Genomic DNA, 25,793 nt, shown 5'->3' with positions numbered 1-25,793 from the left:
GTCAAACATTACGCATTGGAGAGAATCGCATGTCTGCCACCTATGACGACAACAATATCTTCGCTAAGATTCTGCGCGGGGAAATCCCGTCCACCCGTGTTTATGAAACGGACGACGTCGTTGCCTTCATGGATGTAATGCCGCAAGGCACGGGTCACACGCTGGTTGTGCCAAAGGCCCCTTCCCGCAATCTGCTCGATGCCAAGCCGGAAACCCTTGCGAACGCTGTTCAAGTAGTACAAAAAATCGCGCAGGCCGTGAAAACGGCATTCAATGCCGATGGTGTAACTGTGATGCAGTTCAACGAGCCGGCATCCGGCCAGACCGTCTATCACCTGCATTTCCATGTGATCCCGCGCTTTGAAGGCGTGGCGCTCAAACCCCATACCGGACAGATGGAAGACGCAGCCGTTCTTTCTGCAAACGCTGAAAAGATTCGTGCAGCACTCTGATATGACTCACACTTTCAAAGCGTAAGCAGGCCGATGACCAGCAGGATTTCCGCAACCAGCACACCGACAAGCAATCGCTTGCCGGTAATGATGAAAGCGGCAAACCCTGCCACGGCGGAACCAGCGCGGAGCCAGAGCGGCGAGTTGGCCAATTCTCCATTGGGATAGAGAATGAGCTGCGCGATAACACCTGCAACCAGCGCGGTCGCAACGCAGCGCACGAGAACAAGCGCCTCAGAATCCTCCCTTACGCGCCCGCCAACCAGCACGCCCATCACGCGGAACAGATAAGTTGGAACTGCGCCAGCCAGCAGAATAAACAAAAACGGCCACCACCAGCTCGAAAAACTGTCCCAGTTCATTTGGCTGCTCCTACCGATATGCGGCCCATCCGATGAAAGCCGAAGGCTATCAGCCCACCGAGAACCCCCGTAATCAACAGGTCATAGCCGGGTGCCAGATGATGAAATATGGGAAACAGAACGATCCCGGAAATCATTGCGACCTGCCCCGCCCGTTCTCTCGCCGAACGCCAGAGCGACGTCAGAAAATACATCGGCGTCAGCATGAAAAGTGCAGCGAAAACAATTGGCGGAAAAGACGTCGATAACGAATAGACGATGGCTACGACAATCGCATTGGTTCCCACCAGAACCATACCGATCCCCGCAAAATAACTGGTTCGCATATCACGCGGGATTTTGCGCAGCTCTTCCATGGCCATCACCCAAGCGGTGACGGCAACGAAATGACAAAGGGCCATCAATGTCAGCTTCCGCGTTTTCGGTCCCTGCAACTCGGGAAGCAGCGCGACCACCATCGGCATCAAACGCACGGACGAAAGTCCCACGGCGAGAGCCGCAGCAGGCAAGGCCACACCTGAGCTGATCGCACCGATCAGAACGACCTTTGCCGGAAGCGCCCAGATGGTCAGTGTCATGAAAACGGCTTGAACGACGGTGATGCCGCTTTCAATTGCCAGTCCCGCAAAACCGATAAACGAACTCATCAATAGTAGAGCTGGAATGCTGCAAATGCGCGCGCAGCCGCGCAAGAACCATCGCAGATGACGATGATCTTCTGAATTTTGCTCGGGATGATCGGAATGAATCGGTGGCATAGAGCCACGTTAGAGCAAGCACCGATGCAGTTGCACCCGGTTTTTACCGCTCAGATCGGAAAACCTCAGTTTTCGTTCACACCAGTCTCATGCTCTAAATAAAACGGCCCTCAGAGAGGGCCGTTTCGATTGATTATCACTTCTTACGTGGCACTTTCGGCACCGACGATTTGGCCGCCGAAGCCTTCGACGAGGATTTCGGCGCTGGTTCGTCCTTACCCGCCAGCACTTTTTCCTTCTCGGCCTTCTTCGGAGCAGCCTTCTTGCGTTGCAGCTGCTTCTTTTCAGCCGGGATATCCTTCTTTGGACTTACCGGCTTATCAGACACGCTCTCCAGCGAAAGATCAGTCTTTCCATCCGGTTTCGTCACGACATCTACACGAACGGTGCCACCATGCTTGAGTTTTCCGAAGAGCACCTCATCAGCCAATGGCTTCTTGATGTGTTCCTGGATAACCCGGGCAAGCGGACGTGCGCCCATGCGCTCGTCGTAACCCTTGTCAGCAAGCCAAGCGATTGCGCCTTCGGTCAGCTCGAAGGTCACGCCGCGCTCAGCAAGCTGTGCCTCAAGCTGAAGCACAAACTTCTGCACAACCTGATGAATGACGGGAACCGGCAACGGACCGAACGGAATGATCGCATCCAGTCGGTTACGGAACTCAGGCGTAAACAAGCGGTTGATCGCTTCCATGTCATCGCCTTCGCGACGCGTGGAACCGAAGCCGATTGCTGCCTTCGCCATATCCGACGCACCGGCATTGGTGGTCATGATCAGGATCACATTGCGGAAGTCGATCTTCTTGCCGTTGTGATCGGTTAGCGAGCCATGATCCATTACCTGCAACAATATGTTGAACAGATCGGGGTGTGCCTTCTCGATTTCATCGAGCAACAGCACGCAATGCGGATGCTGATCGACGCCATCGGTCAGGAGACCGCCCTGATCGAAGCCAACATAGCCAGGAGGCGCACCGATGAGCCGCGATACAGTGTGACGCTCCATATATTCCGACATATCGAAACGCAGGAGTTCCACGCCCAACGAACTTGCCAGCTGTTTGGCGACTTCCGTCTTGCCGACGCCGGTCGGGCCGGAGAACAGGTACGAGCCGATTGGCTTGTCCGGTTCGCGCAATCCCGCACGGGCGAGCTTGATCGACGCTGACAGCGCTTCGATGGCCAGATCCTGACCGTAAACGACACGTTTCAGTTCAGCATCCAGATGCGAGAGAACCTGCTCATCATCCTTCGATACCGACTTCGGTGGGATACGGGCCATCGTCGCGATTGTCGCTTCGATTTCCTTCACGCCAATGGTCTTCTTGCGCTTGTTTTCAGGCAACAGCATCTGGCTGGCGCCTGTTTCGTCGATCACGTCGATTGCCTTGTCTGGTAATTTGCGATCCGAAATATAACGCGCAGACAATTCCACCGCCGTCTTGATGGCGTCGACCGTATACTTGACCTTATGGAAATCCTCGAAATAGGGCTTCAGCCCCTTCATGATTTCAATCGCATCCGGGATCGATGGCTCGTTGACATCGATCTTCTGGAAACGACGTACCAAGGCACGGTCCTTCTCGAAGAACTGACGATATTCCTTATAGGTCGTTGACCCGATGCAGCGGATCGCGCCAGATGAAAGCGCCGGCTTCAACAGGTTCGATGCGTCCATCGCGCCGCCCGAAGTAGCGCCGGCACCGATGACCGTATGAATCTCGTCGATGAACAGAACCGCGCCCGGATACTCTTCGAGCTCCTTGACGACCTGCTTCAGACGTTCTTCAAAGTCACCGCGATAGCGCGTGCCGGCCAGAAGCGTACCCATGTCGAGCGAGAAGATCGTCGCATCGGCAAGTGCTTCCGGCACCTGTCCTTCAACGATCCGCTTCGCAAGTCCTTCGGCAATGGCGGTTTTGCCAACGCCAGGGTCACCCACATAAAGCGGATTATTCTTCGAACGGCGGCAGAGCACCTGAATGGTACGGTTGATTTCACTATCACGCCCGATCAGCGGATCGATGCGTCCGGCCTTCGCCTTCTCATTCAGATTGACGCAATAAGCGGACAGCGCATCCTGCTTCTTCTTGGCGCTTTCTTCCTGTTCCGTGCTGGTGCGTTCTTCGCTGGCACTTTCCGCGCCGCGCGGAGGACGGGTTTCGTTGCTCTGCGGCCGTTTTGAGATGCCGTGCGAGATATAGTTCACGGCATCGTAACGGGTCATCTGCTGCTCCTGGAGGAAATAGGCAGCATGGCTTTCCCGTTCTGCGAAAATAGCAACGAGCACATTGGCACCGGTCACTTCCTCACGGTTCGAGGACTGGACATGGATGACCGCACGCTGAATAACGCGTTGGAAAGCGGCGGTTGGTTTAGAATCTTCGTCATAACCTGTGACAAGGTTATCGAGTTCGCGATCAATATAATCGGTAACGATACGTTTGAGATGCTCAAGGTCGACGCTGCAGGCACGCATCACTGCGCCCGCATCCTGATCGTCGATCAAGGCAAGCAAAAGATGTTCGAGCGTCGCATATTCGTGATGCCGCTCGTTTGCTATTGTGAGGGCTTGATGCAGGGCCCTTTCAAGGCTTGGGGAGAACGATGGCATATGACCTCACTTTTTCTCCATCACGCATTGCAGCGGATGCTGGTTTTGGCGGGCGAAATCCATGACCTGGCTGACTTTGGTTTCGGCGACTTCGTATGTAAATACGCCGCACTCGCCGACCCCGTGATTGTGAACATGCAGCATGATGCGCGTGGCATCATCCTGGTTCTTCTGGAAAAACCGCTGCAGGACATGAACGACGAACTCCATGGGTGTGTAGTCGTCGTTGAGGAGCAGGACACGATAGAGGCTCGGCTTCTTGGTTTTCGGCTGCGTACGCGTAACCACAACGGTGCCGTTTTCCGGACCATTTCCGCCGTCGGTTTTGCTTTGCATGAATATATCGAGATGCCTCATGAAACCTATTACCCGGATGCCCATCTGCCTGACCCAACTTGCCCTATTATGTAGGTCGTCATGTGGTGATTTTAAGCCCTTCATTGGCACTTGCAACCGGGACTTATTGCAATAACGAGGCTTGACACAGTTATATAGTATTGTCCGAACGATAGGCCTCGGCGAAACAGCTCTATGTAAAACAGTCGGAGCGGTTGGTCCCATAAATACAGACTTCAATTATTGGGACGAAAAAACTCAACCCTATAAAAGACGAAGTACAAGTTGCCGTTTCAGAAATGGGTAAAAAATACTATTTTTGGCACATAACAAAAACATTAATAATCGCACTTCGGATAATATCAGAAAGCACTTTTTTACAACCCGTCCATTTTTAATGGCTGCCTCTCCCTTTCAACTGGATAAGGCAGCAACAAATTCAAACTCGCGCAAGCGAGTTTTTTTTGGCCTGCGGCTAGCCTCCCATCATCCGAAACATAGATCAAATTCCGATGACACATCTGCGTGAGCGATAGATATGCGCTGCGTCCAACCCGGACACCGACATCACGGCAGCCCCAATTTTTTCCGAAATTTATGAACAACGCGGTTACCATAAACGGATTGGTAACGCTGATGGCAGTAGGATCACCGAATTAGACGCTGTGTGCCTTTTGTGCAGCAGTTCAAAAAATCCGGGATACAGGTAGGTCATCATCGTGCGTACCGCATTTAGTAAAATCGCATATGCCTTGAAAAGAGCGGCGCAAGCCACCCTTCTTCTAGCAGTTGTAACGGGGTGTTCAACAGCTTCGACAACGATACCAGCGATAGCGGCAAGCGATAGATACGCAGCTATCGTAATCGATGCGAATACCGGCAAAACGCTTTTTGCCTCGAATGCGGATGCCCAGCGTTATCCCGCCTCTCTCACCAAGATGATGACCCTGTACATGCTGTTCGAGGCAATGCAGGCTGGCCGCATGAACAAGGACACGCGTATCCCCGTGTCCGCCTATGCAGCCGCACGGCCACCTACGAAAATCGGATTTCGCCCAGGACAGAGCATTCGTGCTGAAGATGCCGCGCTAGCCATGATTACGAAATCGGCCAACGACGTAGCCACAGCTGTCGGCGAATATCTCGGCGGTTCCGAAGAACGCTTTGCCCAGATGATGACTGCGAAGGCACGTCGTCTTGGCATGCGCAACACGACGTTCCGTAACGCATCGGGCCTGCCGAACATGGCGCAACATACAACTGCACGCGACATGGCGATTCTCAGCATCGCGCTTCGTCAGCATTTCCCGACCGAATTCTCCTACTTCTCGCGTCGCAGCTTCGTTTTCCGCGGCCAGACTATCAATGGCCACAACCGTTTGCTCGGTCGCGTTGAAGGCGTGGATGGCATCAAGACCGGCTATACCAATGCATCGGGCTACAATCTGGCCTCCTCGGTCAGCCTGGATGGCCGTAGACTGGTAGCTGTCGTGATGGGTGGAAATACCGGTGCAAGCCGTGACGCCCATATGGCTCAGCTCATTCGCAAATATCTTCCTATGGCAACGCGTAGCCGCAACGCTGCACCGCTCGTCGCAATGCGCAACGATGCACCGCAGGTTGTTGCTTCGGTCGATCTCCCTAAGGCCCGGAACGCCCCTGTTCCTGTGACACGTCAGGCCGCCGCAGTGGAGGATGTCATCAATAACGAAAGCGGCGAAGGTGACAGCGATCAGCCACAGGTTCTGGCGCTTGCAGCTCCAACAGCGCGCCCGGCAGCTCTCGCAGCACAGGCCGCTATTCGCCCAACTCCGAAGGCCGCTGTTCCGTCTGCGCAGACTCAGGATGTCGATCCGGTCACGACCGCGTCCGCACCTGCTGCCGGTGGCTGGGCTATCCAGATTGGCTCTCTGCCGAGCGAAGGCCAGGCACGCGACATGCTGGCCAAGGCTTCGGCCACGGCAGGCGGTACGCTGCGTGCCGCATCGCCCTATACCGAGACCTTCAACAAAGGTAGCGCAACTTTCTACCGCGCACGCTTTGTCGGCTTCTCTTCCAAGCAGGCCGCATGGGATGCATGCGCCTCGCTGAAGAAGAAAAACTTCGGCTGTTATGCAGTCGCGAACTGATCGATTGCGAGGGGCTTTGCCTCCTCGTTGCCAGCTTCAAACCCGAATTTGTAGTGCGTAGAGGGTTTCGAGATGTCAAATATGAGAGAAACTTTCGGCCAACCGCCGTTTAAAACCGGTGACTGGACACAGGATGAAGGCAGGACTTCAGCCTTCGGTGCGCTGTTTTCGGTACAAGGACTTAAGCAGGCTGCGCTGCGAATTGCTGATGCACGGCGCGGCGCGGGCTTCCAGACGAAAGATTTGGTCGGATTGCTCGTCTGTCATGCAGCACGCAACAAGCGAATGGCGCAGCCTCGAGCCTCCATGCGCATGACCTTGCCAGTCAATTTCGACAGAGTTTCTGTACGCCTGACCATAGAAAATTGATCGACATAGATAAAATGAAAAAAGGCCTGCCGATTAACCGGCAGGCCTTTTTCATAAATATATCATCTTCAAAGCAACCCCAGTGCCGCCAGTTCCTGCCGCAATTCCGCAGGCAAGGCTGCCCTGCCCGCTTTACCTGCCGCTTCGTCATGTGGAACTTCATTTTCATTGAGATAACGCCACCCCTGAAAAGCGCGACGCGGTTGCCACTCGGTAGGAATAACCTTGGGTTCGAGAACGAGGTGGCAGCGATGAATGCCTTCGCTATCCGTAAACGGACGGACATCCAGTAAACGCTGACGGCATTGAACGTTGCCCTTGATAACCCAATAGAGCGAGCCGCCTTCCAGCAGCTCATCAATCCGTTTTGGCACCATTCTTGTCGTATGAAACTGTTCCGGCACCAGACCGGCCGCACGCTGTTCCGCAAGACGGAAATCGATCCAAGCCGCAAGATCTTCGATACTATCGCAGCCGACACAAAGTTTGACGAGATTGAGAGCCATAGGGGTGATTTAGCCAAGACGAATGCGAGCTTCAAGCCTGAAGCATCGCATTCTGTCTAGAATTGCAAATCAACAGGCTACCACGTTGACGGCGAGGCCGCCCTGACTGGTTTCCTTGTAGCGCTCGCTCATATCGTGACCGGTCTGGCGCATCGTCTCGATACAAGCGTCAAGCGGCACAAAATGCTTGCCGTCGCCCTTCACAGCCAGTGATGCTGCGGTCACCGCTTTCACAGCGCCAAGCGCGTTACGCTCGATACACGGCACCTGCACCAGCCCGGCAACCGGGTCGCAGGTCATGCCAAGATGGTGTTCCAGCGCGATTTCAGCGGCATTTTCAATTTGCTCAGGCGATCCGCCAAGCACAGCCGCAAGGCCCGCTGCAGCCATGGCCGATGCTGATCCCACCTCGCCCTGGCAACCAACCTCGGCCCCTGAAATCGATGCATTATGCTTGATGACGCCACCGATGGCAGCGGAAGTGAGGAGAAAATCTCTGATGCCTTTATCGTCTGCATCATCATGAAAATGCAGATAGTAGCGTAGAACGGCTGGTACAACGCCTGCAGCACCATTTGTCGGTGCGGTGACAACCCGACCGCCAGACGCGTTCTCTTCATTGACCGCCATCGCGTAAACAGAAAGCCAGTCATTAGCCAGAAGCGGATTGCTGCGGTTGTTGCGCCAGTCGTCCTGAAGCTTGTCATGAAGCTGTCGCGCACGACGGCGAACATTCAGACCGCCGGGCATAACACCGTCCCGGCTCAAGCCGCGCTCGATACAGCCACGCATAGCGCCCCAAATACGATCAAGACCATTATCCAGATCGCCGCGTGCCATATGCTTTTCTTCATTGGCCCGTTTCATTTCGGCAATCGACAAACCACTATCGTGGGCCATCTCAAGCATTTCAGCGGCACTACGGAAAGGAAACGGCACATCAGCCTTATCGTCCTGTTTCGCCCCGCTGCGCTGAACACGGCTCAACTCTTCCTCAGTCACAACAAAACCGCCGCCGATGGAAAAATACGCACGACGCAACAAGAGATTGTCCTCGGCATCGAAAGCAGAGAAAGCCATTCCGTTAGCATGCCCCGGCAAAGGCGTTTTCCGATCCAGCACAAGATCAACCTTTGGGTCGAAATGATAGGCTGGATGCCCGTCAGGGTTCACCTTCTTCTCGACGAAGACCTTCTCAACTTCGACATCCATGATATCGGGATCAATCGTATCCGGCAAATGACCGCAAAGCCCCAGAATAACAGCCCGATCCGTCGCATGTCCGACGCCGGTGTAAGCCAGAGAGCCGTGCAAGCTCGCTTTCAGCCGGTGGATTTTCGAATGCGCGGGCCGCGGCCAGTTTCCGCCGATTACCTCATTGAGAAACATGCGCGCAGCCGTCATCGGGCCCATCGTATGCGAACTGGAAGGCCCAATGCCAATCTTGTAAAGATCGAAAACCGACAGAAACATTCCACACCTTCTGCAGCCTTCACGCGGCTGATTGATTCCTGATCGCAGTGTCGCCCGCGATTTGCCTGATCGTCTATATTAGACAAAAATCGGCAAAAAGTCGCTAACGCTGAAACCGCGTATCTCTATCAGATAGTGTAGGAAAGGATCAACGCAAACGGAATGCCGAAATGCGGCATCAAATTTCCGGATTACGTAACTCCGCCTGACTTCTAGACGGAGAACAGATAGGCCATGAGAATGACAGCAGCGAGACCAACGACTGCCCAGAGCGTAACACCCCAGCAGGATTTTTGAACGGTTTCGTCCATGGAAATTTTGGCAACCTTGTTGTGCAACTCTTTTACACAGTGTCCATCACGACGCTGTTACCAATCATATAGCTTCGTGATGATCGGAACGCAACGGCCAAAAACGGCTGAATTGCGGCGACAGATTCTAAAAGCCAAACAGGACGCTTCAGGAAATCATATTTATCAGTAAGTTACCGATAGATAACCTTAACAAAAGCTTTAAAGTGACGGCAGAAATGCGGCATCAGGGTTGCGGCACGAGCATATCTGTCTTGCCAGCGAACCAGTAGGCCGCCAACCCAACCCATTCTCGCATGGCCACACTGAACCGCGAAAGCGCTTCATTTGGAGATTCGAGATAAAGGCCAAAACGCTCACTGGCGCGCGTTTTATAGTCCACCGGCCAAGCGACAACGTCGAAATCTGCCTTGCGAAAACAGCCAACGGAACGCGGCATATGATATGCGGAGGTGATCAGAAGCCAGGTTTCACCCGATTTCGGCTCAGCTAATTCCTTTGAGAAAACCGCATTCTCCACAGTGTTGCGAGATTTGTTTTCATAAATATAGCGTTCGCCTGAAAAGCCGAGATCGATCAGCATCTGGCGTGTGCTGTCTGCTTCTTTGGCGGATTCTTCAAAATAGGCGCCCTCGCCGCCGGAGATAATGACTTTAGCGTCCGGATACAGCCTTGCCAGCCGCATTGCCTCAAAAATCCTATCAGCCGCACTGTTCAATTCAAAACCTTTGCGTCCGGCATTGATCTCGCCATTCATATAGCCGCCGAGCACGACTATTCCGTCCACCCGTTGCGGCATTTCATCCGGCTTTGCAAAACGGTCTTCCAATGGAGCGAGCAGAACAGAACCCAGCGTCGTAAAGGACGCAAAGAACAGAATGACTATCGACAGCCCCAGCGCTCCCAAGCCGAACCGCCGGAAGCCGCGCCACATGGCCAGAAAAGCAATCAGGACAAGAATGAGGATTATCGTGACAGGTTGAAAGAACAGCCAAAAAATCTTCGAAAGACTATAGAACAACCAAACCCTCCAATATCAGGCTCTTTGCCCGCGCCAAAATCAGCACGAATCCGTGTGCGTCCACATACTATAGTGTTGCAAAAGGCTGTGTTAGAGATTTGCCGGGAATCGAAACCGCCGGACATTGCTATCCAGCCGGAAGGAACCATGTCTAACATCACGCCTCAGGATACCGTAACTTCGTCCCGTGTTCGCCTCGGGCGTATCGATATTGCACGCGGGATCGCACTGATCGCCATGGCGATCTACCACTTTGGCTGGGACCTTGAGTTCTTCGGTTATATGGCGCCTGCCACGACCGCCCACGGTGGCTGGAAGCTTTTCGCCCGCTGTATCGCTTCAAGCTTCCTGTTTCTCGTCGGCTTCAGCCTCGTCCTGGCGCATGGCAACGGAATTCGCTGGAAGCCAATGGCGAAACGGCTGGCGCAGGTCGTTGTCGCTGCCGCCGCGATCTCAGCCGTCACCTGGTACATGTCGCCAGACAGCTTTATCTTTTTCGGCATCCTTCACCAGATCGCTCTGGCAAGTGTACTCGGTCTTCTTTTCCTGCGCTTGCCCGCACTTATAACCTTGGCTGCTGCAGTGCTTGTCATTAGCGCTCCGCTCTATGCGCGTGCCGATATTTTTAATCATCCTGTACTGAGTTGGGTTGGTCTTTCGACCGTAATGCCGCGTTCGAATGATTATGTGCCGCTGTTTCCATGGTTCGGCGCGGTTCTCATCGGCATAGCCGTCGCTCGCATGTCTCAGCGCTTCGGCTGGCTCCAGCTATTGGCTGGCGGAATCAAGCCACAGTTTCTGGAAAAGCCGCTGACATTCATCGGCAGGCATAGCCTGGCTTTTTATCTCATTCATCAGCCGGTACTGATCGCGCTGGTTTATGTGTTCTCGCAACTGATGCCTCCCGCACAGCCTGCGCCGCGTGAAGCCTTCACGCAGTCCTGCGTGGCAGCATGCCTGCAAAACGGCGGCAAACAGCTATGTCAGCAGTTCTGCGGCTGTGTCGTGACAGAACTGGACAGGGCCAAACTGTTTGATGATGTCTTCAGCGGCAAGATCGACCAAGAGAACAACAGCACGGTTCAGAACATCGCACAAATATGCTCGCCAGTGCCTGACGCCCAGTAAAAAAGATCAAGTATTGACGCCCAGTTCGGCGAGACGCTCGATGCAGGATTCCTCGATCTGGTCGAGTTCGCCAAGCGTTTCCTCAATGTCGCGCCGCTTTTGGCGAAGATCAGCGCGCTTTTCTTCGACGCGCTTCATGAGCAGTTTCAACTGCCCTGTCTCACCGGGCGGCTCGCGATACATCTGGATGATCTCGTGAATTTCCGCGATAGAAAACCCAAGCCGTTTGCCGCGCAGAATCTGCTTCAAAAGATGGCGGTCGGCGGGGCGAAACAGTCGCGTGCGACCGCGTCTCACAGGAGCGATCAAGCCTTCATCTTCGTAGAAGCGCAAAGTACGGGTCGAAATACCGAACTCCCGCGTCAACTCTGTGATCGTATAATATTCGCGCACCACAACATTCCTGCCTTATATCAAGCGGACCAGGCTCTAAACTCAATTGGTTCAGAGCATAACGTTGTGCTCCTGCGCTTACGTAAAAGTCAACATTAAACCGATACAGCTAAAATATATTTAGCTACAATTTAGTGAAAACGAGGATAATCAGCCCATCGTATCACTGGGAACAGTGAACGCATTTTTAGAAATAGTCGGGCCGAAACCCCCGTATTTTCGTTGATTTCGCGTTGTGGCGACTTGCCATCATATTGCCGCTCATGCGTTATGAACTTGCGAAAACCAGTTACAAATGGCGATTCATGCGGCGCTCAATAAAATTTACATTAATCGGACTTGTCGTCATCGCAGTAATAGGTGCTGCACCATTTGCCGTTGAACCAATTGTGGTCAAGATTGGTGAAGGCTCGATTCGCCAGCTCGCCAGAGACGGTAATTTCTGCCAGACGGACCAATGTGACGAAGGCATGAATTATGCACTTGGTTTTCTCGAAACCAATTATGGCCTGTCGCCTCATGACGTTAAATGGTGTATGGGCGTCGATGTCATTTCCCATTATGAGTTGCCATTCGGTAACGCACTGAAGAAATCAATAACCGACCGAATGTACCAACGTTGTGGCGACCCGAAACAAGACGAGCCTCCCGGCGATCATAAGGATGAATAAAGGCGCATTTCATGAAGCGATTTTTGCGCATTGGCGCCTGGCTGATACTTCTGGCCATCCTTGCAGTTACGATTAGTCCGATAAAATTCCGCCCCGTAACAGGTGAGCCCGTCGATCTTGAACGGTTTGCAGCTTTCTTTCTGGTCGGCGCCTTATTTGCCCTTGCCTACCCTCGCCACTGGATGGGCGTTCTTTTGTTGACCGTTGGCTGCGCCGCACTTTTCGAACTGATGCAGCGTCTCGCGCCCGGACGTCATGGCGAATTCATCGACTTCGTTTTCAAAGCTGCCGGAGCCATACTTGGCATTGCTGTTGGCTATGGCCTCAGCCTTATCCGTCCCTTCCGGCAGGAAAGCTAATCAGGCTGCTGGAATAGCTTGCAGCCTGTCCCGTGCCGTTTCACGCATGAACTCCAGATGAATCGAACGCAACAAAGCAGCCAGATCGTCATTGGCGGCAGCAAACCGACTGCCCCCTGCGGCCTCGCACATCAAAGCCGATATTTCAGCGGCGCCCATCCGCATCCGTCCGGCAGCAACCGCACGCCAGGCCTCGATGGCAACAATCAAGGGCGCATGCGTCGCATCGCTCAACCCCGCGGAGCGAAGTAGTGCGGCAAGTGCCGCCGGACGACCGCCGGAAATAATCGCACAGATCCGTGCGTCATCGAGATCGGAAAGCGCAGCCAGCAGGCTCGCGAAGAAGTCTATACGGCCTCCGGCAACTGCACGGATAACAAAACTTGTCGTGATTTCACCGCGCAGACGCAAATGCTCGACCAGCGCCGGAAGTTCTTCCTGCGAACAAGTTTCCGCCAGTTGCATGGATGCGCGAGCCGTCGCATCACCCACAAGCTTATCGGCGCGGCGTTCACCCAGAAGCAATTTCACCAGCGGAAAAGATTGTAGAACCTCCCCGACTTTCACAGCCAGAAGATGACGGCATTCCGCAGGAAGACGCGGATGAGCCAGCAAAGCCTCGCGCACGAGGGCATCATGACCGCAGCGTTCGCTTATGCGCCGGAATGAAACGGGAGCGATACGGGCACAGCTGTTAAACAGCATTTCAGCAACTGCCTCGTTATTTCCAACTTCGGCGATTGCCGCCGCGACTGCGAATGAAACATGTGGGCGCGCAGCAACCAAAACCTGCATCGAGGGTGCACTATAGGCCACACGATCAATCAGATCTGCGTCACTGAGGAGCATCGAGCGTGCAAGAATATATCCCGCAACTTCAGGCTGGTCCGCGGCAAGCGCCGTCACAATATGCAGGGGCGAATGCACGCTGGTTGAAAGCACCTCTGCCATAGTCATGCGCACTCTCGGCGAAGGATCATCAAGCAGCAGCGTCAAAGCCGCTTCAGCCCGTGCACGAACGTGGTCCGGCTGAAGTTGATCGACGCATTGTCTTGCCAATAGAGCTGCACGGACAACACGCCCAGCTACCGGCTCGCAACCGCCAACACGCGCATCTTTTTCGATATACATTCTGGCCCCGCTCCAGATCGTTCTTGTATTCGAAAAGATTAAATTAAAATGGTTTACGAGCAGTTTACCATGTTTGTTAACCGCATTGTCGCAGCATGGAACCGAACGCGTTTTCACTCGTTTTATCGTCATCAATTCAACGGAGACTTCAAATGGCCGACGAAAAGATCACGAACGACATCCAGCAGGCTCTCGAAAAGCAAATCGCCGATATGCGCAATGAACTGAAGCGCCTTTCAAAGTCACTGGCGTCACATTCTGGCGAGCTGAGAGAACGCGCAGAGGACGCCATGGATGATGCGTCCGGTCGTTTCCGTCATGCCGCGCAAGCCGTGCGTGAACGCGGACAAGTGGTTGCCGAGACGGTTCGGGAAAATCCGGGCACAGCGACGACACTTTTCGGAACTGCCGGAATTATCGGCATTCTCATCGGCGTTGCCATTGGATGTGCCATTTCTGATCGCCGCTGAACAGCAAGAACAGTCTGATGCTTATGCCCGCGCTCCATGCGCGGGCTTTTGTTTGCACTCTTTACGGGATCGTTGTGGTCTGCTAGCTCCCCATCATTGGCAATTTGCCACCGGTCGCAGCCTACCCGGTCAAAACAAGGACAAGCGCAATCGTGCGCGACAAGACTGCGACGTGGCTTGAAACAAAGGCACGCAAATGTCTGAAAAGACAATATATTCCGATCTAAAGCAGCTCGGCTCAAGCACTCCGGTACCGCAATCTCCGGAGGAAGCTATCCTGGAACGGGTTGCAAATCCGCAAGCTGGCACGCCTTACTGTGTTCGCTTCACCGCGCCTGAGTTCACCTCGCTCTGCCCAATGACAGGCCAGCCCGATTTCGCGCATCTGGTGATAGACTATGTTCCCGGGCAATGGCTGGTGGAAAGCAAATCCCTGAAACTGTTTCTTTTCTCCTTCCGCAATCACGGCGCATTCCACGAAGACTGCACCGTGACCATAGGCAAGCGCCTCGTGGAGCTTCTGGAGCCGGAATGGCTCAGGATCGGCGGCTATTGGTATCCACGCGGCGGTATTCCCATCGACGTTTTCTTCCAAACAGGAGCGGCACCGCAGAACGTCTGGATACCGGAACAAGGCGTGCCCCACTATCGTGGTAGAGGCTAGTTGATCAGTGCCGCAGTTGCGGCTGCAGATTGCGGTCCCTATTATACGAGCAGACCACATGGCCCCTGAAAGGACCCCCATGAAAAACTTCGCCATTCTGATTTCTCTGGCTGTTCTTGCAGGATGTGGGGGAGCAGGCAAGGCTGCCATGGACACAGGCAAGAGCTTTGACCGATTCGCCTGCATGTCGCGCAATTTCAAGGGCGAACCACCCTGCCCGCAGCCGGAAGGCGCAAACCAGCCAGCACAATAAGACCAGAGGAGGCCTGTCATGGCTATCGAACACAAGGACGTTCTCGATTTCTGGTTTTCGCCCAAGATGCGGGAAAACTGGTTCAGCAAAAGTGATGAGATCGACACGGAAATTCGTGAGAAATTTCTGGCAGCTTATGAAGATGCTCGCGCCGACAAACTGGAACACTGGAAACAGCAGCCGGAAAGCGCACTTGCGCTCACCATTCTGTTCGACCAGTTTCCGCGCAACATGTTCCGTGGTTCACCCCGTTCTTTCGAAAGCGACGGATTGGCCCGCGATGTGGCGGCACAGGCGCTCGATCATGATTTCGACCGGAAGCTGTCACCAGAACAACGCCAGTTCTTCTATCTTCCGTTCATGCATAGCGAATATCTGAGCGACCAGAAGCGTTGCGTCGATCTCTACGAAAGGCTCGGCGACGAATTCTCGCTCGGCTTTGCCCGCCAGCATCATGATATCATCGAACGCTTTGGACGCTTCCCCCATCGCAACGAGGTGCTTGGCCGCGATACGACCCATGAGGAAGCTGAGTTCCTTAAGGAACACGCTGGCTTCTGATCTTCAGAGCAAACGATAAGGCAAAATTCCGCGGCGGTCGTGATCGACCGCCAATCTGCTTTTTAGCGGTGGAACGGCCCGTTGCACGCATTCAGCACGCTCGCAAATACGGCAGGAAACACCGATCGGATCGAAGGCCGAACGGACAGCGATATCGAGCCCGTCAGCATAGACAAAATCCTGCGCATAAGCCACCTCACAGCCAAGGGCGATAGCATAGCGCCGCTGGGGCGCATTGAAGCCGCCCTCGCTCTTGGTTAGTTCTGTCGCAATGCAAAGATAACGCGCGCCATCCGGTGTTTCGGCCAGCTGGCGAATGATCCGCCCCGGTGTCTCAAACGCCTGATGCACATTCCACAGCGGACACGCAGCACCATAGCGTGCAAACTGCAACTTGGCGGCACTGTGTCGTTTCGTGATATTACCGGCCCGGTCTATACGCGCAAAGAACACCGGCACGCCCCGATGGCCGGAACGCTGCAAGGTGCTGAGCCGATGCGCGACCTGCTCAAGACTTGCCCCAAATCGCGATGCCAGCAGCTCCAGGTCATGACGCAGTTCTTTCGCTGCTGAGAGGAATATCTGATAGGGCAGCATCAGCGCCCCGGCGAAATAGTTGCGCAAGCCGATCTTGCAAATTTCAACAGCCTCGGCAGAGCGAAAATCGGCGCGCCTAGCAATCGTGCTCACCAGTTCTTCCATCTCCAGTTCGGCGATTTGGAACGCGATCTGGAAGTTGCGGGTTGAGGCGGGGGAATAGGGGTTGAGATAAAGCACCCGTGCTGCAGGATCGAACCGACGCAGGACTGCCTCCTCCGGTCCAGCCCGCGCAATATGCACCCGGTGATGCTGCTCCATATATTGCGGCAAGGCCACGCCAATATCCCTGCCCGGAATATTTAGTTCCACCGCAAGCTTTTCTGCCGCAATATCAATCTCATGTACGTAATTGTCGATAAAATGGAAAAAGTCGCGAACTTCCTCGTAGGGCGCAGGCTCGGCAGTGGAGGGAGCGCGGCCAAGCTGATTATCCAGACTTGCGAGCTGCTCGCTGTTACGGCGATAGGCCTGATGGCACGCTATCAGCGCATGCGCCAGCCCCGGCGCATTTTGCGTAATGAGCTTCAATTCCTGCAGGTTCGGCTTGTAATTGTCAAAAACGGGATCGGCGAGCGCTTCAGAAACTGCTGAAAGCAACCGATCATCATCCCCCAGTGAAATAGCGCCTATATCGATCTGATAGTTTTCAGCCAGTGCCAGCAGGACCGCAGCGGAAACAGGCCGTTGATTATTCTCAATCTGATTGAGGTAACTCGTTGAAATACCAAGTCGTTCGGCAAAGCCCGATTGGGTTGCCTTATGCTGCTCGCGTATTTCGCGTATCTTTCTGCCGATATAAAGTTTTCTCGGTGCCATATTTGCAAATTCGCATTTCGCTATTTGCAAATTAATATCCTATACAATCGCACCTTTTCAAGCTTTTCCGGAGCGCCTTCGGATTTTAAGCAGGAAAGGAGAAAAAGACTATCTTTTCAGTTTCATAACTCGCCTTCCAAAGGCCGCCCAAAAGTGGGGACTTTATGCAGGAACTTCTTGAACAGCTCGAAGCCCGTCGCGCGGAGGCCCGCCTTGGCGGCGGCCAGCGCCGCATCGATGCCCAGCACGGCAAAGGCAAGCTCACTGCCCGCGAAAGAATCGAAGTGCTTCTCGACGAGGGATCGTTCGAGGAGTTCGATATGTATGTCACCCACCGCTGCACCGACTTCGGCATGGAAAAGCAGAAGGTTGCCGGAGACGGCGTGGTGACAGGCTGGGGCACGATCAACGGTCGGCAGGTCTATGTGTTCAGCCAGGATTTTACCGTTCTGGGCGGCTCATTGTCCGAAACCCATGCACAGAAAATCTGCAAGATCATGGATATGGCCATGAAGAACGGCGCGCCGGTCATCGGGCTCAACGATTCCGGTGGCGCCCGCATTCAGGAAGGCGTTGCGTCGCTCGCAGGTTATGCCGACGTGTTCAAGCGCAATGTGGATGCATCCGGTGTGGTGCCGCAGATCTCCGTCATCATGGGCCCCTGTGCTGGCGGCGCGGTCTACTCGCCTGCCATGACCGACTTCATCTTCATGGTGCGTGACAGTTCCTATATGTTCGTGACAGGCCCCGACGTGGTGAAAACCGTGACCAACGAAATTGTCACGGCGGAGGAACTGGGTGGTGCCTCGACCCACACCAGAAAATCATCCGTCGCCGACGGCGCTTATGAGAACGATATCGAAACGCTGGAACAGGTCCGCATTCTGTTCGACTTCCTGCCGCTCAACAATCGCGAAAAGCCGCCTGTACGTCCGGTATTCGATGATCCGGCGCGGCTCGAAATGCGGCTCGACACATTGATCCCGGATAGCGCCACCAAGCCCTATGACATGAAGGAGCTTATCCACGCACTAGCCGACGAAAGCGATTTCTTCGAGATTCAGGAATCTTTTGCAAAGAACATCATCACCGGCTTCATTCGCATGGACGGTCAAACCATCGGTGTCGTCGCAAACCAGCCCATGGTGCTTGCCGGTTGTCTTGATATCGATTCATCGCGCAAGGCTGCCCGCTTTGTTCGCTTTTGCGATGCCTTCAATATCCCGATCCTGACCCTTGTGGACGTTCCGGGCTTCCTGCCGGGCACGGCACAAGAGTATGGCGGGGTCATCAAGCACGGTGCAAAGCTGCTCTTCGCCTATTCGCAAGCCACCGTTCCGATGGTCACGCTTATCACCCGCAAGGCCTATGGTGGAGCCTATGACGTGATGGCCTCGAAACATATCGGTGCTGACATCAATTATGCATGGCCGACGGCGGAAATCGCGGTCATGGGTGCAAAGGGGGCAACAGAAATTCTCTATCGTTCGGAACTGGGCGATGTCGAGAAAATCGCCGCGCGCACGAAGGAGTATGAAGAGCGGTTTGCCAATCCGTTCGTGGCTGCTGAACGCGGTTTCATTGACGAAGTCATCATGCCGCATTCTTCGCGTCGCCGCATTGCCCGCGCTTTTGCCAGCCTGCGCAATAAGCAGCAAAGCACGCCGTGGAAGAAGCACGACACCATCCCGCTTTAGTTTCGCATGATCTTATCCGAAAACCGGTTCCCACTTTTCGGGATCATGCCGTGGCAATGATCCGGTTCATTTGAGTAAAAGCACATGATCAAGAAAATTCTCATTGCCAATCGCGGCGAAATCGCATGCCGGGTCATCAAGACGGCGAAGAAGATGGGCATCGCGACGGTGGCAGTCTATTCTGACGCCGACCGCAACGCCCTGCATGTCAAAATGGCAGATGAAGCAGTCCATATCGGACCAGCGCCGTCCAATCAGTCCTATATCGTCATCGACAAGATACTCGCGGCGATCAAGGAAACTGGCGCGGACGCCGTGCATCCGGGTTATGGCTTTCTGTCGGAGAACCCGCGTTTCGCTGAAGCACTGAAGGCCGCCAACGTCGCCTTCATCGGGCCGCCGGTGAACGCAATTGACGCGATGGGCGACAAGATCACCTCGAAGAAACTCGCAGCCGAAGCCGGTGTTTCCACTGTGCCAGGTCATATGGGCTTGATCGAGGACGCCGACGAAGCAGTTCGCATTTCCACATCCATCGGCTATCCTGTGATGATCAAGGCTTCTGCTGGCGGCGGCGGTAAAGGCATGCGCATCGCGTGGAACGACGACGAAGCTCGCGAAGGTTTCCAGCTATCGCGCAACGAGGCAAAGTCCTCTTTCGGCGACGACCGCATCTTCATCGAAAAATTCGTCACCCAGCCGCGCCATATCGAAATTCAGGTTCTGGGCGATCAGCACGGTAACGTTGTCTATCTCGGCGAACGCGAATGCTCCATCCAGCGCCGCAATCAGAAGGTCATCGAAGAGGCGCCGTCACCCTTCCTTGATGAAGCGACCCGCAAAGCCATGGGCGAACAGGCCGTGGCTCTCGCAAAAGCGGTTGGATATTTTTCAGCCGGCACGGTGGAATTCATCGTTGATGGCGCGCGTCAATTCTACTTCCTTGAAATGAATACGCGTTTGCAGGTCGAGCATCCGGTGACGGAGCTCATCACTGGAATCGACCTTGTGGAAGAAATGATCCGCGTTGCATCCGGTGAAAAGCTCCGTTTCGACCAGAGCGACGTGAAGCTGAGCGGTTGGGCGATGGAAAGCCGCCTCTACGCGGAAGACCCATATCGTAACTTCCTGCCTTCTATCGGCAGACTTACCCGTTATCGCCCTCCAGTCGAAGGCCGCAATTCGGATGGTACAATCGTGCGCAACGATACCGGCGTGTTCGAAGGCGGCGAAATTTCGATGTATTATGATCCGATGATCGCAAAGCTCTGCACGTGGGGCCCGGACCGCATCAGCGCCATCGATGCAATGGGAGATGCTCTGGACGCATTCGAGGTCGAAGGCATCGGCCACAACCTGCCCTTCCTGTCGGCTGTGATGGATCATCCACGCTTCCGCGAGGGTGCCCTCACAACCGCATTCATCGCCGAGGAATATCCGGACGGCTTTGCCGGAGTATCGGTTTCCGAAGATGATGCGCGGGTGCTTGCAGCAGTTGCAGCCCAGATCAATCTGGCAATCGAACAGCGCAATATGCAGATTACCGGGCGGATTTCCAGCGAACAGCAATCTGTGGCGACCGACTGGGTGGCGACACTTGGCGGGCTCACTTTGCCGGTTCGAATTGCAGAAGGTGAAGGCGGAACGACGATCAATTTCGTGGATGGCGGCAGCCTGCCAGTTGCCAGCGACTGGCATCCGGGCAGCCATCTGGGCTCGTTTACCGTTGGCGGCAAGCCCATCGCTATCAAGGTTTCGCGCTCGGGCACTGGCTGGCGTTTGCGCTGGCGCGGCATGGACGTAGTTGCCCACGTCCGCAGGCCGCGCATCGCAGAGCTTGCACAGCTCATGCCGGTAAAGCTGCCTCCTGATACGTCAAAGATGTTGCTCTGCCCGATGCCCGGCGTCATCACATCAATCCTTGTCAAGGATGGTGAAACGGTCGAGGCTGGTCAGCCGCTGGCCACCGTGGAAGCCATGAAGATGGAAAACGTGCTGCGAGCGGAACGCCGTGCTACCGTAAAGCGCATTACGGCGGAAGCAGGTGCAAGCCTCGCCGTGGATGAACTGATTATGGAATTTGAGTGAGGTTCGATATGAGCGAGCGCCCCACCACCCGAGCAGACTGGGAAACCTTGGCCGAGAAGGAACTGAAACGGCCAGTCGACAGCCTCACTTGGCATACGCCGGAAGGCATTGACGTCAAGCCGCTCTACACGGAAGACGACCTGCAGGGCATCGACCATCTGGGCACCCTGCCCGGTTTTGAGCCTTTCCTGCGCGGGCCGCGTGCAACCATGTATGCGGGCCGTCCATGGACCATCCGGCAATATGCGGGCTTCTCCACGGCTGAAGAATCAAACGCCTTCTACCGCAAGGCTCTTGCCGCTGGTCAGCAGGGCGTTTCGGTTGCTTTCGACCTTGCCACGCATCGCGGTTATGACAGCGACCATCCACGCGTTGAAGGTGATGTGGGCAAGGCTGGCGTTGCCATCGATTCCGTGGAGGACATGAAGGTTCTTTTCGATGGCATCCCGCTTGAAAAAATCTCCGTTTCCATGACCATGAACGGCGCGGTGATCCCGATTCTCGCCAATTTCATTGTGGCGGGTGAAGAACAGGGCGTTCCCCGCGCGCAGCTTTCCGGAACGATCCAGAACGACATTCTCAAGGAGTTCATGGTCCGCAATACCTATATCTATCCGCCGGAACCCTCCATGCGGATCATTGCGGATATCATCGCCTATACCGCTACCGAAATGCCGAAGTTCAACTCGATTTCCATTTCCGGCTATCACATGCAGGAAGCGGGCGCGACGCTGGTTCAGGAACTGGCCTTCACGCTTGCGGATGGCCGTGAATATGTACGTGCAGCCCTGAACAAGGGCCTGAATGTCGATGATTTTGCGGGTCGCTTGTCGTTCTTCTTCGCTATAGGCATGAACTTCTTCATGGAAATCGCCAAGCTGCGCGCTGCGCGGCTGCTCTGGTCGCGCATCATGAAGGAATTCGATCCGAAGAAACCCGGCTCGCTGATGTTGCGTACGCATTGCCAGACTTCAGGCGTATCGCTTCAGGAACAGGACCCTTATAACAATATTGTTCGTACCGCATTCGAAGCCATGTCGGCAGCTTTGGGCGGCACCCAGTCGCTTCACACCAATTCCTTCGACGAAGCCATTGCTTTGCCAACAGAATTTTCGGCTCGTATTGCCCGCAATACGCAGCTTATCCTCCAGAACGAAACCGGTGTGACCAAAGTAGTCGATCCACTGGCAGGTTCTTATTACATTGAAAGCCTCACCAATGAACTGGCCGAAAAGGCATGGGCACTGATCGAGGAAGTCGAGAAACTCGGTGGCATGACAAAGGCTGTCGAAAGCGGCCTTCCGAAGCGCCTCATCGAAGAAGCAGCCACCAAACGGCAGGCAGCAGTCGACAAGGGCGAAGAAGTCATTGTCGGGGTCAACAAATTCCGCCTCGAGCAGGAAGACGAAATCGACATTCTGGAAATCGACAATAGCGCCGTTCGCCAGTCGCAGATTGTACGTCTCAATCGTATCAAGGAAACGCGCAGCAAAGTAAAAGTCGAAGCAGCCCTTGCGGAGTTGGAAAAAGTCGCCAGGACCGGTGAAGGCAATCTTCTCGCGGCCGCCGTTGAAGCTTCCCGCGCCCGCGCCAGCGTCGGTGAAATTTCCGATGCCATGCGCCACGCATTTGGAGATCATGCCGCCGTTCCGAAAGTCGTCAAGAAAGTCTACGGCGCGGCCTACAAGGACGAGCCGGAATATCAGACGCTGGTTGAGCGGCTCGGTGATTTCTCGAAGCAGATCGGTGAAACCCCGAAAGTGATGGTGGCAAAGCTCGGCCAGGACGGCCATGATCGCGGCGCCAAAATCATTGCGTCAGCATTTGGTGATATCGGCTTCGAAGTATTGGCTGGCCCCCTGTTTCAGACTCCAGATGAAGCAGCCGATATGGCGATCAAGTCCAAGGTGCATGTTCTTGGAGTTTCGTCGCTTGCAGCCGGTCACAAAACGCTCCTGCCGCAGCTTGTCGACACCCTCCGCAAGAAGGGCGCGGAAAATATCATCGTCGTCTGCGGCGGCGTCGTTCCGCGTCAGGATTATCAGTATCTGTTCGACCATGGTGTAGCGGCAGTATTCGGACCAGGTTCGAATGTGCTCGACTGCGCCCGCGCCGTGCTTGATCTGATGGAAGGCAAGCGTCGCAATCTGTGAATATTTTCAGATAGATACGCCCATTACAGGACTCATTTTCTGAACAACTTCAGAAGCCGGGTGAATAGCCCGGCTTCTTGCTTATAACCATCGTTCAGTTTTTCGGCCCGGCAAAACCGGCAATCGTCGAGCCAGTAACAGATACTGGATCGCTGGCGGGAAACGTATCCTCCAACCCTTCGTCCAGTTGGCGCTCGAGCTCTGCCCGGTCTCCAGCACGGCGTGCGCTTGGGCGTGTCAGCAGGCTTTCAGGCTGAATACCGCATTCCATACATGCAACACCCAACGCTTCACCGAGCTTGATCGCAGCGCGGCGTAGCACTTCATCACGTGCCAGTTCGGCTTCTGCCTCGTTCTCAACCTTGACGGTGATCTTTTCTTCGCCCTCAGTGACAAACTCCACCATATAGAGCTTGAATCCCCCGACGGAACTGATGCGGGTTTCGACAATCTCCATCGCTTTACCTCCGCGTTCTTTGCGTAGATCAAACGGTAACCAGCGCCCGAAGGTTCCGTCCGCATATGCAAATACGGAACCGCGCCCCTCAATCAAGCGTTTCATACCTGTCGTTTGGAGGTTGCGATGTCACAGTTCTTCACAAAGCTCAGCGAGAAAACTGCGGAACTTGCCGGCCATTATCTGGCATTCGTTCTGGCTACCTTGTCGATTATCATATGGGGTATCAGCGGACCGTTCTTTAACTTTTCCGACACGTGGCAATTGGTGGTGAATACATCGACTACCATCATCACCTTCCTAATGGTGTTTCTGATCCAGAACGCACAGGATCGAGAAGCAAGCGCCACACAAGCAAAACTCGATGAAATCTTGAGTATCGTCTCAACGACCAAAAGCGAAACCATTGGCGCGGAACATCTGCCCCTCAACGAATTGAAGGCAATTCTGAAACGTCTCGAAGCACAAAGTGAAAAAAACACAACTCAAGAGCCAGAATGAGCAACACATCTTCCCGGCGTGACGTTCAGGCCTATATCTCCTCAGCAGAGATCTTGTCGTTAGCAGAAAGGATGTCCCATGGCCGTCACCAAAAAGCAGGAAGCTCGCGCTCTCAATGCCGACGAAAAAGAGTTGGTGGAAAAGTCGCATCATCCTTTTTTGCAAGACGTTCCCGACGAAGAGCTTTCCCATCTGGCAAAGCTGATCCGCGAACGCCGTAAAAAGGCAAAAGACCAGGCCCACCAACGCAGACGTGAAATGCGTGGAAAGGGCACGGCTCGCGGCGCAACGCCCTCCAAGGCGGATGAAGGTTCACACTTGAAAGTTTCTGTACTGGCCATGGCCGTGCGTCGCATCAATACCGAAGTTGAACGTCGTCGTCGAATGTCCGCCAGCGCAGAATTAATAGCCAATGCCCGAAAGGCACTCGCGACCAAAGAAGCAAACGAGAAAAAGGGGAAGGATTTCAACACGCGTCATGCGCTTAATGGTATGCGCAACATCCCGAACGAAAAATACGACAGCCTTGTCCGTCCCGCAGAACGTGGACGGCTTCGGAAGGCCGCCAGCGTCGCTCAGGCAAAGAAGGATACTCGTCAGAAGGAAGCGGGCTAAAGCTTGTTGCCCAAAAGTGGAAGCTAATTTGGGTAACAAGCTTGAAAATGAATGGCTACAGCATTTCCAGCGCCGTCTTTCGGGCAGGTGGCGCGAAAGCCAAATCCAGACGTTTCAATTGATCTTCGGAAAGCCGCAACTCTGCGGCTTTTCTATTATCCCGCACATGATGCGGGTTGGAGGATTTTGGAATTGCAATGACATTCCCGCTACGCATCGTCCAGGCAAGCGCGACCGAGGCAGGCGTTCCTCCCGTTTCGCTTGCAATCTCTGCCAGTACGGGATTGCCCAGCAAGCGACCCTGTTCAATGGGCGAGTAAGCCATCAGCGGAATTTTGCGCTCAACACACCATGGCATCAGATCAAATTCCGGGCCTCGTCGCGTCAGATTGTAGAGTATCTGGTTTGTCGAGACGGCCTTGCCACCCGTTATACCGACCAGCTCTTTCATGTCAGCCGTATCGAAATTGCTGACGCCCCAGCTCACGATCTTCCCGGCATGCTGCAATTCTTCGAATGCCGCGACGGTCTCTTCAAGTGGATATCGCCCACGCCAGTGCAGCAGATACAGATCGATACGATCAGTGCGAAGGCGCTGCAAGCTTCTCTCGCAGGCCTCAATCGTGCCCTTCCGTGACGCATTGAACGGCAATACCTTGCTGACGATAAACACGTCGTCACGGCGTCCCGAAATGGCTTCGCCCACAACATCTTCCGCCTCGCCGTCTGCGTACATTTCCGCCGTATCGATCAGCGTCATCCCGAGATCGATACCGCTTCTCAATGATTCGATTTCAGAGCGGCGTTGCGTGCTGTCCTCACCCATATACCAGGTACCCTGCCCAAGCGCTGGAACCGTCCGGCCCGAAGGCAGCGTAATTTGTGGTATGGTGCCGGTCATTGCATCT

The 25,793-nt window shown here is 54.5% G+C and carries 27 protein-coding genes; 15 read left to right on the top strand and 12 right to left on the bottom strand.

Features of this window, described 5'->3' with window-relative positions:
- Positions 1-29: 29 nt before the first annotated feature.
- Positions 30-452 (top strand): HIT family protein, encoded by a 423-nt coding sequence (locus MKS82_RS01990; protein ID WP_109987757.1) that lies wholly within the window; start codon positions 30-32, stop codon positions 450-452.
- Positions 453-466: 14 nt separating this feature from the next.
- Here the strand turns inward: MKS82_RS01990 and MKS82_RS01985 are convergent, their stop codons facing one another.
- The 4 genes from MKS82_RS01985 to clpS form a co-directional block, all read right to left on the bottom strand.
- Positions 467-814, bottom strand: coding sequence for an AzlD domain-containing protein (locus tag MKS82_RS01985; protein WP_109987756.1), 348 nt, complete (start codon positions 812-814; stop codon positions 467-469).
- Positions 811-1,461, bottom strand: coding sequence for an AzlC family ABC transporter permease (locus MKS82_RS01980; RefSeq protein WP_240578289.1), 651 nt, complete (start codon positions 1,459-1,461; stop codon positions 811-813). Before MKS82_RS01980 ends, MKS82_RS01985 begins: the two co-directional genes overlap by 4 nt.
- 247 nt (positions 1,462-1,708) lie before the next feature.
- Positions 1,709-4,183: an ATP-dependent Clp protease ATP-binding subunit ClpA gene (gene clpA / locus MKS82_RS01975; RefSeq protein ID WP_109987754.1), complete on the bottom strand. Its 2,475-nt coding sequence runs from the start codon at positions 4,181-4,183 to the stop codon at positions 1,709-1,711.
- Between the two features lie 6 nt (positions 4,184-4,189).
- Positions 4,190-4,519: an ATP-dependent Clp protease adapter ClpS gene (gene clpS / locus MKS82_RS01970; RefSeq protein ID WP_061346484.1), complete on the bottom strand. Its 330-nt coding sequence runs from the start codon at positions 4,517-4,519 to the stop codon at positions 4,190-4,192.
- Positions 4,520-5,238: 719 nt separating this feature from the next.
- Here clpS and MKS82_RS01965 point away from each other — a divergent pair.
- Together MKS82_RS01965 and MKS82_RS01960 are read left to right on the top strand one after the other, a co-directional pair.
- Positions 5,239-6,648 carry a D-alanyl-D-alanine carboxypeptidase family protein gene (locus tag MKS82_RS01965; protein WP_109987753.1) on the top strand — a complete coding sequence of 470 codons (1,410 nt, stop codon included), beginning with the start codon at positions 5,239-5,241 and terminating at the stop codon, positions 6,646-6,648.
- Between the two features lie 72 nt (positions 6,649-6,720).
- On the top strand, positions 6,721-7,017 hold the full coding sequence (locus tag MKS82_RS01960; RefSeq protein WP_109987752.1) for a hypothetical protein: 297 nt from the start codon (positions 6,721-6,723) through the stop codon (positions 7,015-7,017).
- Between the two features lie 68 nt (positions 7,018-7,085).
- Here MKS82_RS01960 and MKS82_RS01955 read toward each other — a convergent pair whose 3' ends face one another.
- From MKS82_RS01955 to MKS82_RS01945, 3 genes are all read right to left on the bottom strand, one after another.
- On the bottom strand, positions 7,086-7,523 hold the full coding sequence (locus MKS82_RS01955) for a DUF1489 family protein (protein ID WP_109987751.1): 438 nt from the start codon (positions 7,521-7,523) through the stop codon (positions 7,086-7,088).
- Between the two features lie 69 nt (positions 7,524-7,592).
- Positions 7,593-8,996 carry an L-serine ammonia-lyase gene (locus MKS82_RS01950; protein WP_240578288.1) on the bottom strand — a complete coding sequence of 468 codons (1,404 nt, stop codon included), beginning with the start codon at positions 8,994-8,996 and terminating at the stop codon, positions 7,593-7,595.
- 537 nt (positions 8,997-9,533) lie between these two features.
- Positions 9,534-10,328, bottom strand: coding sequence for a YdcF family protein (locus tag MKS82_RS01945; protein ID WP_109987749.1), 795 nt, complete (start codon positions 10,326-10,328; stop codon positions 9,534-9,536).
- Positions 10,329-10,475: 147 nt separating this feature from the next.
- Here MKS82_RS01945 and MKS82_RS01940 point away from each other — a divergent pair, with 147 nt between their 5' ends.
- Positions 10,476-11,456 (top strand): heparan-alpha-glucosaminide N-acetyltransferase, encoded by a 981-nt coding sequence (locus MKS82_RS01940; RefSeq protein ID WP_109987748.1) that lies wholly within the window; start codon positions 10,476-10,478, stop codon positions 11,454-11,456.
- Between the two features lie 6 nt (positions 11,457-11,462).
- Here MKS82_RS01940 and MKS82_RS01935 read toward each other — a convergent pair whose 3' ends face one another.
- The gene (locus MKS82_RS01935; protein ID WP_010659960.1) at positions 11,463-11,849 is read right to left on the bottom strand and encodes a MerR family transcriptional regulator; all 387 of its coding nucleotides are present in this window, start codon (positions 11,847-11,849) and stop codon (positions 11,463-11,465) included.
- A 305-nt stretch (positions 11,850-12,154) separates the two neighbouring features.
- On the opposite strand from MKS82_RS01935, the gene MKS82_RS01930 reads away from it, so the two are divergent.
- Both MKS82_RS01930 and MKS82_RS01925 read left to right on the top strand, forming a co-directional pair.
- A complete protein-coding gene (locus MKS82_RS01930; protein WP_109987865.1) occupies positions 12,155-12,520 on the top strand; it encodes a hypothetical protein in 366 nt (121 codons plus the stop codon).
- A gap of 11 nt (positions 12,521-12,531) precedes the next feature.
- On the top strand, positions 12,532-12,879 hold the full coding sequence (locus tag MKS82_RS01925) for a VanZ family protein (protein ID WP_109987747.1): 348 nt from the start codon (positions 12,532-12,534) through the stop codon (positions 12,877-12,879).
- Here MKS82_RS01925 and MKS82_RS01920 read toward each other — a convergent pair whose 3' ends face one another.
- Entirely contained in the window at positions 12,880-14,010 is a 1,131-nt protein-coding gene (locus tag MKS82_RS01920; RefSeq protein ID WP_109987746.1) for a DUF2336 domain-containing protein, read from the bottom strand.
- A gap of 152 nt (positions 14,011-14,162) precedes the next feature.
- On the opposite strand from MKS82_RS01920, the gene MKS82_RS01915 reads away from it, so the two are divergent.
- The 4 genes from MKS82_RS01915 (at position 14,163) to MKS82_RS01900 (ending at position 15,958) form a co-directional block, all read left to right on the top strand.
- Positions 14,163-14,480: a DUF883 family protein gene (locus tag MKS82_RS01915; RefSeq protein ID WP_061346182.1), complete on the top strand. Its 318-nt coding sequence runs from the start codon at positions 14,163-14,165 to the stop codon at positions 14,478-14,480.
- Between the two features lie 196 nt (positions 14,481-14,676).
- Positions 14,677-15,144 (top strand): preQ(1) synthase, encoded by a 468-nt coding sequence (gene queF, locus MKS82_RS01910; protein WP_109987745.1) that lies wholly within the window; start codon positions 14,677-14,679, stop codon positions 15,142-15,144.
- A 79-nt stretch (positions 15,145-15,223) separates the two neighbouring features.
- Positions 15,224-15,397, top strand: coding sequence for a hypothetical protein (locus MKS82_RS01905; RefSeq protein ID WP_176037424.1), 174 nt, complete (start codon positions 15,224-15,226; stop codon positions 15,395-15,397).
- An 18-nt stretch (positions 15,398-15,415) separates the two neighbouring features.
- Positions 15,416-15,958: a DUF924 family protein gene (locus tag MKS82_RS01900; RefSeq protein ID WP_109987744.1), complete on the top strand. Its 543-nt coding sequence runs from the start codon at positions 15,416-15,418 to the stop codon at positions 15,956-15,958.
- 3 nt (positions 15,959-15,961) lie between these two features.
- On the opposite strand, the gene MKS82_RS01895 is transcribed toward MKS82_RS01900, so the two are convergent.
- Entirely contained in the window at positions 15,962-17,374 is a 1,413-nt protein-coding gene (locus tag MKS82_RS01895; RefSeq protein WP_109987864.1) for a helix-turn-helix domain-containing protein, read from the bottom strand.
- Positions 17,375-17,538: 164 nt separating this feature from the next.
- Here MKS82_RS01895 and MKS82_RS01890 point away from each other — a divergent pair, with 164 nt between their 5' ends.
- The 3 genes from MKS82_RS01890 (at position 17,539) to scpA (ending at position 23,312) form a co-directional block, all read left to right on the top strand.
- Positions 17,539-19,071 (top strand): acyl-CoA carboxylase subunit beta, encoded by a 1,533-nt coding sequence (locus MKS82_RS01890; RefSeq protein WP_240578287.1) that lies wholly within the window; start codon positions 17,539-17,541, stop codon positions 19,069-19,071.
- A gap of 84 nt (positions 19,072-19,155) precedes the next feature.
- Positions 19,156-21,159 (top strand): acetyl-CoA carboxylase biotin carboxylase subunit, encoded by a 2,004-nt coding sequence (locus MKS82_RS01885; protein WP_445558052.1) that lies wholly within the window; start codon positions 19,156-19,158, stop codon positions 21,157-21,159.
- 8 nt (positions 21,160-21,167) lie between these two features.
- Positions 21,168-23,312 carry a methylmalonyl-CoA mutase gene (gene scpA / locus MKS82_RS01870; protein ID WP_109987741.1) on the top strand — a complete coding sequence of 715 codons (2,145 nt, stop codon included), beginning with the start codon at positions 21,168-21,170 and terminating at the stop codon, positions 23,310-23,312.
- 94 nt (positions 23,313-23,406) lie between these two features.
- Here the strand turns inward: scpA and MKS82_RS01865 are convergent, their stop codons facing one another.
- Complete coding sequence (locus MKS82_RS01865) at positions 23,407-23,769, bottom strand: hypothetical protein (protein ID WP_109987863.1); 363 nt, start codon at positions 23,767-23,769, stop codon at positions 23,407-23,409.
- 126 nt (positions 23,770-23,895) lie between these two features.
- On the opposite strand from MKS82_RS01865, the gene MKS82_RS01860 reads away from it, so the two are divergent.
- On the top strand, positions 23,896-24,270 hold the full coding sequence (locus tag MKS82_RS01860) for a low affinity iron permease family protein (RefSeq protein WP_109987740.1): 375 nt from the start codon (positions 23,896-23,898) through the stop codon (positions 24,268-24,270).
- A gap of 78 nt (positions 24,271-24,348) precedes the next feature.
- The gene (locus MKS82_RS01855; RefSeq protein ID WP_109987739.1) at positions 24,349-24,885 is read left to right on the top strand and encodes a hypothetical protein; all 537 of its coding nucleotides are present in this window, start codon (positions 24,349-24,351) and stop codon (positions 24,883-24,885) included.
- A 55-nt stretch (positions 24,886-24,940) separates the two neighbouring features.
- Here the strand turns inward: MKS82_RS01855 and MKS82_RS01850 are convergent, their stop codons facing one another.
- The gene (locus tag MKS82_RS01850) at positions 24,941-25,786 is read right to left on the bottom strand and encodes an aldo/keto reductase (RefSeq protein WP_109987738.1); all 846 of its coding nucleotides are present in this window, start codon (positions 25,784-25,786) and stop codon (positions 24,941-24,943) included.
- Positions 25,787-25,793 lie beyond the last annotated feature (7 nt).

Source organism: Ochrobactrum sp. A-1, from assembly GCF_022488005.1.
Taxonomy (GTDB): Bacteria; Pseudomonadota; Alphaproteobacteria; order Rhizobiales; family Rhizobiaceae; genus Brucella.
The sequence above is the reverse complement of the archived record's forward strand: the minus strand, read 5'-3'. Positions and strand labels throughout refer to the sequence as shown.

Excerpts from the sequence above, each read along its gene's own strand:
- MKS82_RS01895 (WP_109987864.1), bottom strand. The coding sequence starts at position 17,374 with ATGGCACCGAGAAAACTTTATATCGGCAGAAAGATACGCGAAATACGC.
- MKS82_RS01860 (WP_109987740.1), top strand. The coding sequence starts at position 23,896 with ATGTCACAGTTCTTCACAAAGCTCAGCGAGAAAACTGCGGAACTTGCC.
- MKS82_RS01855 (WP_109987739.1), top strand. The coding sequence starts at position 24,349 with ATGGCCGTCACCAAAAAGCAGGAAGCTCGCGCTCTCAATGCCGACGAA.
- MKS82_RS01925 (WP_109987747.1), top strand. The coding sequence starts at position 12,532 with ATGAAGCGATTTTTGCGCATTGGCGCCTGGCTGATACTTCTGGCCATC.
- clpA (WP_109987754.1), bottom strand. The coding sequence starts at position 4,183 with ATGCCATCGTTCTCCCCAAGCCTTGAAAGGGCCCTGCATCAAGCCCTC.
- MKS82_RS01960 (WP_109987752.1), top strand. The coding sequence starts at position 6,721 with ATGTCAAATATGAGAGAAACTTTCGGCCAACCGCCGTTTAAAACCGGT.
- MKS82_RS01930 (WP_109987865.1), top strand. The coding sequence starts at position 12,155 with ATGCGGCGCTCAATAAAATTTACATTAATCGGACTTGTCGTCATCGCA.
- queF (WP_109987745.1), top strand. The coding sequence starts at position 14,677 with ATGTCTGAAAAGACAATATATTCCGATCTAAAGCAGCTCGGCTCAAGC.
- MKS82_RS01955 (WP_109987751.1), bottom strand. The coding sequence starts at position 7,523 with ATGGCTCTCAATCTCGTCAAACTTTGTGTCGGCTGCGATAGTATCGAA.
- MKS82_RS01985 (WP_109987756.1), bottom strand. The coding sequence starts at position 814 with ATGAACTGGGACAGTTTTTCGAGCTGGTGGTGGCCGTTTTTGTTTATT.
- MKS82_RS01865 (WP_109987863.1), bottom strand. The coding sequence starts at position 23,769 with ATGGAGATTGTCGAAACCCGCATCAGTTCCGTCGGGGGATTCAAGCTC.
- MKS82_RS01980 (WP_240578289.1), bottom strand. The coding sequence starts at position 1,461 with ATGAGTTCGTTTATCGGTTTTGCGGGACTGGCAATTGAAAGCGGCATC.
- MKS82_RS01940 (WP_109987748.1), top strand. The coding sequence starts at position 10,476 with ATGTCTAACATCACGCCTCAGGATACCGTAACTTCGTCCCGTGTTCGC.
- MKS82_RS01950 (WP_240578288.1), bottom strand. The coding sequence starts at position 8,996 with ATGTTTCTGTCGGTTTTCGATCTTTACAAGATTGGCATTGGGCCTTCC.
- MKS82_RS01920 (WP_109987746.1), bottom strand. The coding sequence starts at position 14,010 with ATGTATATCGAAAAAGATGCGCGTGTTGGCGGTTGCGAGCCGGTAGCT.
- MKS82_RS01890 (WP_240578287.1), top strand. The coding sequence starts at position 17,539 with ATGCAGGAACTTCTTGAACAGCTCGAAGCCCGTCGCGCGGAGGCCCGC.
- MKS82_RS01915 (WP_061346182.1), top strand. The coding sequence starts at position 14,163 with ATGGCCGACGAAAAGATCACGAACGACATCCAGCAGGCTCTCGAAAAG.
- MKS82_RS01850 (WP_109987738.1), bottom strand. The coding sequence starts at position 25,786 with ATGACCGGCACCATACCACAAATTACGCTGCCTTCGGGCCGGACGGTT.
- MKS82_RS01905 (WP_176037424.1), top strand. The coding sequence starts at position 15,224 with ATGAAAAACTTCGCCATTCTGATTTCTCTGGCTGTTCTTGCAGGATGT.
- MKS82_RS01885 (WP_445558052.1), top strand. The coding sequence starts at position 19,156 with ATGATCAAGAAAATTCTCATTGCCAATCGCGGCGAAATCGCATGCCGG.
- MKS82_RS01990 (WP_109987757.1), top strand. The coding sequence starts at position 30 with ATGTCTGCCACCTATGACGACAACAATATCTTCGCTAAGATTCTGCGC.
- clpS (WP_061346484.1), bottom strand. The coding sequence starts at position 4,519 with ATGCAAAGCAAAACCGACGGCGGAAATGGTCCGGAAAACGGCACCGTT.
- scpA (WP_109987741.1), top strand. The coding sequence starts at position 21,168 with ATGAGCGAGCGCCCCACCACCCGAGCAGACTGGGAAACCTTGGCCGAG.
- MKS82_RS01900 (WP_109987744.1), top strand. The coding sequence starts at position 15,416 with ATGGCTATCGAACACAAGGACGTTCTCGATTTCTGGTTTTCGCCCAAG.